This is a genomic window from Candidatus Aminicenantes bacterium, assembly GCA_026393855.1.
Lineage (GTDB): Bacteria > Acidobacteriota > Aminicenantia > Aminicenantales > UBA4085 > UBA4085.
The window spans coordinates 1-6982 of record JAPKZJ010000132.1 but is presented as its reverse complement, the minus strand read 5'-3'; the positions used below and the strand labels follow the sequence as shown (position 1 = coordinate 6982).

The 6982-nt window shown below is 63.8% G+C and carries 8 protein-coding genes; 4 read left to right on the top strand and 4 right to left on the bottom strand.

All coding sequences use genetic code 11. The features are described 5' to 3' along the window. The 4 genes from rffA to NTZ26_15550 all read right to left on the bottom strand — a co-directional run. The coding region (gene rffA / locus NTZ26_15565; GenBank protein MCX6561912.1) for a dTDP-4-amino-4,6-dideoxygalactose transaminase at positions 1-983 on the bottom strand (983 nt) is incomplete at its 3' end. A gap of 15 nt (positions 984-998) precedes the next feature. Further along, on the bottom strand, positions 999-1754 hold the full coding sequence (locus NTZ26_15560) for a class I SAM-dependent methyltransferase (protein MCX6561911.1): 756 nt from the start codon (positions 1752-1754) through the stop codon (positions 999-1001). An 11-nt stretch (positions 1755-1765) separates the two neighbouring features. Then, on the bottom strand, positions 1766-2893 hold the full coding sequence (locus tag NTZ26_15555) for a class I SAM-dependent methyltransferase (GenBank protein MCX6561910.1): 1128 nt from the start codon (positions 2891-2893) through the stop codon (positions 1766-1768). Positions 2894-2918: 25 nt separating this feature from the next. Further along, a complete protein-coding gene (locus tag NTZ26_15550; GenBank protein ID MCX6561909.1) occupies positions 2919-4118 on the bottom strand; it encodes an SGNH/GDSL hydrolase family protein in 1200 nt (399 codons plus the stop codon). Positions 4119-4201: 83 nt separating this feature from the next. On the opposite strand from NTZ26_15550, the gene NTZ26_15545 reads away from it, so the two are divergent. The 4 genes from NTZ26_15545 to NTZ26_15530 all read left to right on the top strand — a co-directional run. Next, a complete protein-coding gene (locus NTZ26_15545; protein MCX6561908.1) occupies positions 4202-6019 on the top strand; it encodes a carbamoyltransferase in 1818 nt (605 codons plus the stop codon). Then, complete coding sequence (locus NTZ26_15540) at positions 6019-6408, top strand: SxtJ family membrane protein (protein ID MCX6561907.1); 390 nt, start codon at positions 6019-6021, stop codon at positions 6406-6408. Before NTZ26_15545 ends, NTZ26_15540 begins: the two co-directional genes overlap by 1 nt. 9 nt (positions 6409-6417) lie before the next feature. Then, the gene (locus tag NTZ26_15535; protein ID MCX6561906.1) at positions 6418-6576 is read left to right on the top strand and encodes a DUF5989 family protein; all 159 of its coding nucleotides are present in this window, start codon (positions 6418-6420) and stop codon (positions 6574-6576) included. Positions 6577-6733: 157 nt separating this feature from the next. Continuing rightward, positions 6734-6982, top strand: a 249-nt coding sequence (locus NTZ26_15530) for a hypothetical protein (protein ID MCX6561905.1), incomplete at its 3' end; no start/stop codon positions are given.

The window sequence follows — 6982 nt, the reverse complement described above, 5'->3', positions numbered from 1 at the left end:
AGCGGCAGGTAATGAAAAACGGCCAGGATGCCCCGCCGCTTGAGCTCGTTCATCAAAGCGTCTCTCTTCTCCGGAGTCGGCAGCAGAATATGGAAAAGATGGAAGCTGGACTCGCAATCAGCCGGGATGACGGGCAGGCTTACGCCGACCCGGCCGGCCCAAGCCGCGAGGCGGTCGCGGTAGCCGATCCAGATCGACTGACGGCGGGCCTGGATGGCCCTGGCTTCCTCGAGCTGGGCCAGCAGGAACGCGGCCAGGAGGTCGGCCGGCAGGTAGCTCGAACCCAGGTCGACCCAAGTGTATTTGTCGATCTGGCCGCGGAAGAACTTGGACCGATCGGTGCCCTTCTCGCGAACGATCTCGGCCCGCTCGTAGAGGCCCGGATCGTTGAGGAGAAGCGCCCCGCCCTCCCCGCAAGTGAGATTCTTGGTCTCGTGGAAGCTCAAGGTGGCCATGGACCCGAACGTTCCCAGCATCCGGCCCTTGTAGCGGCCGAACAGTCCGTGGGCGTTGTCCTCGACCACGGCGAGGCCGCGGCGGAGCGCGATATCCATGATCGCGCCCATTTCGCAGGCGACGCCCGCGTAGTGGAGCGGGATGAGGGCCTTGGTCCGGCCGGTCACGGCCGCTTCGATCTTGGTCTCGTCCATGTTCAGGGTGTCGGGCCGGATATCGACGAAAGCGGGCCGGGCGCCCCGCAGGACATAGGCGTTGACGGTCGTGACGAAAGCGAAGGGCGGGACAACGATCTCGTCCCCGGGCTGGAGGCCGAGGAGGAGGGCGGACATCTCCAGGGCGTGCGTGCAGGAGGTGGTCAGGAGGGCTTTGCCGACGCCCAGCTCCTTTTCGAGCAGGGCATGACAGCGCTTGGTAAAGATCCCGTCGCCGGAAATATGCCCAAGCTCAAGGGCCTGGCGCATGTAGTCCAGCTCCCGCCCCGCCAGGCCGGCCCGATTGAAGGGAATGTTCGGAAGATCCTTCATAGTCCCGCCATTATGTCACAGCGCCCGCCTGGCGGCCAAGAGGAGCGAGCCTCCGAAGGGGAAACGGACGCCCGCCCGGATCAATCCCCGTTCCAAACCCATCAGCGCCGCAAATGCGGCGTTGATCGGTCGCGGCGGCGTCAATCCGGCCAAGGGGTCGGCCCCGGGACGGCGTCCGCCCGTCAGACGGGCGGCGGCCATGACGGGGAAAAGCAGGCTGACGAATCCCGTCATCGCAACCATATCGAATCCGGCCGCTTCCACCATGCGCCGCAATTCCCGCCGGGTGTAGCGGCGGACGTGGCCCGCGGCCGTATCGGCTTGGCTCCAAAGCCCGGGATGCTGGGGAACCGTCAGGAGCAGGCCCCCGCCGGGCCGCAGGACGCGCCGCATCTCGGCCAGCGCCGCTTTGTCCTCCGGGATATGTTCCAGCACATCGAAGGCGCCCACGGCGTCGAAGTCGGCCCCGAAAGGAAGGCTCCTGGCGTCGGCCGCGACGAAGCGAGCCCCGGGGACTCTGCCTCCGGCGAAAACAATCGCCTTGGGATAAATCTCGGTCCCCGTCAGGCGCAGGCCGGGCCGGCGCGCCGCCAGGCCCTCCAGGATAAATCCCGTCCCGCAGCCGATCTCCGCGAAGTCGACGGCCTCGGGAAAATGTTTAACCAGAGTCCGGATGATGAGGGCGTTGCGGGCCCGGAACCAGAAGCTTCGGGCCTCCAAGGCATAGAGCCGGGCGAAGAAGGCAGGATCGTAGCGGATGTCGTCGGCCATGGCGCGAAGGCTTATAAGCCGCGGACCTTCCTGGCCGCGGTCAGCAGATCCAGGGATCGCCGCGGGAACCAATAGCCCCGCCGATACAGCTTTTTCATCCGCGGCAGGTTGGCCGGGATGTTGCCCTCGCGTTGGAGATGATCCTCCCACCACCACTGGGCCCGCCGGGTATCGCGCTCGAGATAGATGCCTTTCTTCCGGAACGGCCGGAAGCCGGCCGCCGGCAGGAGGCCGCCGTTGAGCTCCTCGAAGGCGAACTCGCGCAGGTGGTCGGGGCTGTAGGGCCAGTCGTCGCCGTTCAGCCGGTTGATCCGGCGTCCGCGGTTGGGCGTCGTGACAATGAGGACTCCACCCGGCTTGAGGACGCGGTTCCATTCCCGCAGGCCCGCCTCGGGATCGGCCAGATGCTCCAGGATCTCGCCTGCAAACAAGCCGTCGAAGGAGGCGCTCCGAAAAGGCAGAACTGCCGCGTCGAAGACTGCCCAGGTCAGATCCGGCCGCTCGGTCTTGCGGGCCTTGACCTGGGCGGGGACGAGATCGCCGGCCACGACGGAAAAATTCCAGGCTTCGGGGATCTGGGTGAAGAGCGACAGCCCGCATCCGACGTCCAGGACCCGGCCCCGGAAATACCGCTTGAACCAGCGGCGCAGGATGCCCAGCTTGAAGTGATAAAGCTGGTCGAGAAAAGTGTCGCGGGGGGAATAAAGCTCCTGATCGAACTGGCGGGAGGCGAAGCGGGTCAGGACGCCGGGATCCTTGACCTTGACCAGATGCCGCCAGAGATGGGCCAGCTCAGGCCCCCGCCAGAAGGCGAAGCGCAGGTCCTGCAGCGGAGTCACCCGGTAGTCCGGATTGAACCACATCCCTTCGGGGGTGAGCTCGGCGCCGCCCATGAAGACGCGGACGGATCGCTCGTGGATGGAAGCGAAGTCGAAGGCGATCTCCAAGACGTGATCGCCGGGGCCCAGCCGGTAGCTCCACCAGCCTAGGTGGAACTCGGGATGGGTCGGCGGCTGGAAGGAGTAGATGTCGATGGACAGGACCTCGAGGTCGCCTTCTTCGATGTGGACGCAGACGCCTCCCCTCCCGGATAACCGCTCCAGGACATAGGCCTTGGCGTCAGGCGTGATGCGGATCATCGCGGCGGTCGTCTCCAATCGGGCTTCAGCGGCCCGGCGGTACGGCCGCGGGGAGCCAGTCCCGCAGAGCCTCCGCTAGGGCCTTGGCCATGACGGCATGCCCTTTTTCATTTAGATGGACGCTGTCGGTGGTCATCGACTCCAGGCCTTCAGCCGCGAACGTGTCGTAGAGGTCCACGGCCTTGAACCCGGCCCGTTCCGCCTCGCGCCGGATAATGGCGTGGGCCGGCCCTTCGATGTAGCGGCCGTCGACCCGGTAGAAAAACGGGAGGATCGCCACCAGGACTTTGAAACGGCCCTTTTCCGCCAAGGCTTTCAGCTCGCCGAAGGAAAAACGGATCTTGCCGAGGTTGTGGAGCGAGCGGTACTGATTGAGCCACAGGCTGCCCGATTTTTCGGCCACGGCCCGCCGATGGGCTTCCGGGCCGGAGGCATCGAAGAGGCGCTGGGACTCGTCGATCAGCCGAAACTGGGATTCCAGGAAGTCGTCCGTCGGAACTTGGGGATAAAGCCCCTGTTCATGCTCCGCGAATCCGTCTAGGGTCAGGAGCTCCTTCTGCATGCGCTGTTGGAGCTGGACGCGCCTGACCTTGGAGGCGACCCAGACCGCCAGCCGCGATCGGGTCCAAAGCGGCAGGCGAGGCCGCAGGTAGAAATTGAGATAGCTGATGTCGGCGTGCGTGATGCCGATATCGTTTAGGCAGAAATCGACGACGACGATATCGGGCTTGAGCGCGAGCCCGGCCCGCTTCAGATGTTCGACTTCCTCGAGCGTGTCGTAGCCTTCCACGCCCATATTCAGGACTTCGACCGAAGGGTTCGTCTCCAACAGCCTGTTCTCCAGCCGAACGGGGAAGATCTCGCGCTCCTCCAAGTCCTTGGCGAAGGTGATCGAGTCGCCCAGAAGGGCGATGCGGAACTTGCCGTCCTTATCCGGCCCGATCTCCCGCCCCCGCATCCCCAAGGCGTTGATCCGCATCCCGATCCCGGCCTGGAAAAGCCTGCCGCGGAAGCCGGGGTTGAGCTCATAGCGCAGAGCGGAGTCATCCGACTGACGGAGATAGTAAGCGTGCGATCCGTCTCCCTGATGAAGCGGTTTGAGGGGATTGTACCCGGCCAGACGGAGCCCGATCTCGGCCAGAAGAGCCAGGACAAAAATGACAAAAAGAGGCGTAAGAAATTGAAATAAAAAGAGATGCGACTTGGCTTTTACGGTCTCGGACATGGGCCGTAGTTTAGCCCAAACGCGCCCGCCCGTCAATCGACGGGGGGCTTGCCAAACGGAGCGTTTTTGGCTATACAGATGGGATGCTTATCCTCGGTGTTTCAGCTTTTTACCACGACAGCGCGGTCTGCCTGGTCAAGGACGGCCGGGTGATCTTCGCCGCGCAGGAAGAGCGCTTCTCGCGCAAAAAGCACGATCCGGGCTTCCCCGAAAAAGCCCTGGCCGCCGGCTTGGCCTACACCGGGACGAAGGCCGAGGACTTGGACTATGCCGTCTTCTATGAGAAGCCCCTGCAGAAGTTCGACCGCCTCTTCTCCACTTTCTTCCAGTTCGCCCCCCGCGGCTTCCGCAGCTATATCAAAGCCGTGCCGTTGTGGGCCAAGCAGAGGCTGTTCATCAAGGAGACCTTTCGGGAGAAGATCGGCCGGCCCGACCTGAAAGTCCTGTTCACGACCCACCATGCCGCGCACATCGCCTCGGCCTTCTACCCCTCGCCCTTCGAGGACGCCGCCGTCCTGACCATCGACGCCGTCGGCGAATGGGACACCCTGACCGTGGCCCGGGCCAAAGGCAACGACTTCGAGATCGTCAAGCGGATCGCCTTCCCCAACTCGCTGGGGATGCTCTATACCGCCTTCACCTATTTCTGCGGGTTCAAGGTCAACTCGGGCGAGTACAAGCTGATGGGGTTGGCGCCCTACGGCGAGCCCAAGTTCAAGGACCTCATCTACGAGAAGCTCATCGACGTCCGCGAGGACGGCTCCTTCCGCTTGAACCTGAAATACTTCAATTACCAAACCGGCCTGACCATGACCGGCAAGGCCTTCGAGAAGCTGTTCGGCGTGCCCCGCCGCAAGCCCGAGACGACCCTCCGCCAGGTCGACATGGATCTGGCCGCCTCCGTCCAGGTCGTGCTCGAGGAGATCATGGAGAAGATCGTCCGCTGGGCCAAGACCGAGATCCCCTCGGACAACCTCTGCCTAGCCGGCGGCGTTGCCCTCAACTGCGTCGCCAACGGCAAGATCCTGAAAAAGCAAATCTTCAAGAACGTCTGGATCCAGCCGGCCGCCGGCGACGCCGGGGGCGCCTTGGGCGCCGCCCTGCGGGTTTGGCACAAGCACTTGGGCAACCCGCGCGCGATCAACCCGCGCGACTCCCAGGAAGGCTCGTTCCTGGGCCCCAGCTACACGACCGAAGAGATCCGCAAGTTCCTGACCGACAACAATATCCGCTACACCGAGCTGCCCCGGCCCGAAATGGCCCGCAAGGCGGCCGAGTTCATCGACTCCAGCAAGGTCGTCGGGTTCTTCCAGGGCCGGATGGAGTTCGGGCCGCGGGCTCTGGGCGGGCGCAGCATCATCGGCGACGCCCGCTCGCCCGAGATGCAATCGCGGATGAACCTCAAGACCAAGTTCCGCGAGTCGTTCCGGCCGTTCGCCCCCTCGGTCATGGAGGAGCGGGTCCGGGACTGGTTCGACTACGACCGGCCCTCGCCCTACATGCTCCTCGTCTACGACGTCGACCCCAAACACCGCAAGGAACTGTCGGAAGAGGACCGGGCCAAGAAGGGCCTGGCCAAGCTGGGCATTATCCGCTCCTCGGTCCCGGCCATCACCCATGTCGACTTCTCGGCCCGCCTGCACACGGTCAACAAAGACACCAACCCCTATTACCACGCCGTCATCGCCGAGTTCGAGAAGCGGACCGGCTGCCCGGTCATCATCAACACCTCGTTCAACGTCCGGGGCGAGCCGATCGTCTGCAGCCCGATGGACGCCTACCGGTGCTTCATGCGAACCAACATGGATGTCCTGATTCTGGAGACGTTCCTGATCGAAAAGGACGCCAAGGATTATATCCAGGCGGATGAGAGCTGGATGAAGGAGTTCCCCCTCGACTAATGGCCACCCTCGAGTACCGCCCCAAACAAGTCCGGCTGTTCCTGGTCATCCTGCTGGCCATCGCCGTCCTCTTCACCCTCAAATCGACGCCGCGGACAGGCGCCGGCCGCTGGCTCTGGCTGGGCGGCGAAGCCATGGTCCTGGGCTTCTTCATCGCCGCTCCCAAGATCTTCTTCCCAGCCTTCCGCCTGATTATGGCCGTTACCTCGAAGATCGGAAGCCTCATCTTCCTGATCGTCAGCACGGTCGTCTTCTTCCTTCTGCTGACGCCGCTGGCCCTGATTATGCGGCTGTTCGGCAAGAAGTTCATGCTGGTCCGACGGAGCCGAAAAACCGTCTCGTACTTCGAGGCTCCGGCCCCCGAGGGCGACTTCGAAAGGCAGTTCTAGGAGAGGCGCATGTCCCGATTCGGCATATTCAAGGAATTCTGGGCCTTCGTCAAGCAGCGCAAGCGCTACTGGCTCGTCCCCATCATCGTCGTTCTGGTCCTGCTGGGCGTCCTCCTGGTCGTGGCCGAGCACAGCGCCATCGCCCCCTTCATCTACTCGTTGTTTTAAGGTTCATCTCCTAACTCCGGGAAATGCTGCTGGGGGTATCGACCCGCCGGCCCTCGGTCCCGGCTGGCGGACGCAGCCGAGCCGCTCCCCCCGCCAATTCCGCCGCCGATTTGTATAAAGGCCGGGTTTCGATTATAAAAATGGCGGAGTTTTCACCATGACACGCACCCCCTCGCGCCCGACCCACCATCCGCTCCCGCTGCTCGCACTGGCTTTCGCCTTCGGCCTCTCCGCCCAGACGCCCGCAGACGGGCGGTCCCCGCAGCTCGTTTCCGCCAAGTCCGGTCAGCTTCCCAACGGGCAGGTCGTGACTCCAACGGGTCTCCAGATCGATCTGCCCGATATGCGGCCCCATGTTCTAGCCTTGAGCCCCGACGGGAAGCTCCTGGTCACGTCGGGCCGGACC

Coding starts and splice junctions, on each gene's coding strand:
- NTZ26_15560 (MCX6561911.1), bottom strand. CDS start 1,754: ATGGCCGACGACATCCGCTACGATCCTGCCTTCTTCGCCCGGCTCTAT.
- NTZ26_15555 (MCX6561910.1), bottom strand. CDS start 2,893: ATGATCCGCATCACGCCTGACGCCAAGGCCTATGTCCTGGAGCGGTTA.
- NTZ26_15550 (MCX6561909.1), bottom strand. CDS start 4,118: ATGTCCGAGACCGTAAAAGCCAAGTCGCATCTCTTTTTATTTCAATTT.
- NTZ26_15545 (MCX6561908.1), top strand. CDS start 4,202: ATGCTTATCCTCGGTGTTTCAGCTTTTTACCACGACAGCGCGGTCTGC.
- NTZ26_15540 (MCX6561907.1), top strand. CDS start 6,019: ATGGCCACCCTCGAGTACCGCCCCAAACAAGTCCGGCTGTTCCTGGTC.
- NTZ26_15535 (MCX6561906.1), top strand. CDS start 6,418: ATGTCCCGATTCGGCATATTCAAGGAATTCTGGGCCTTCGTCAAGCAG.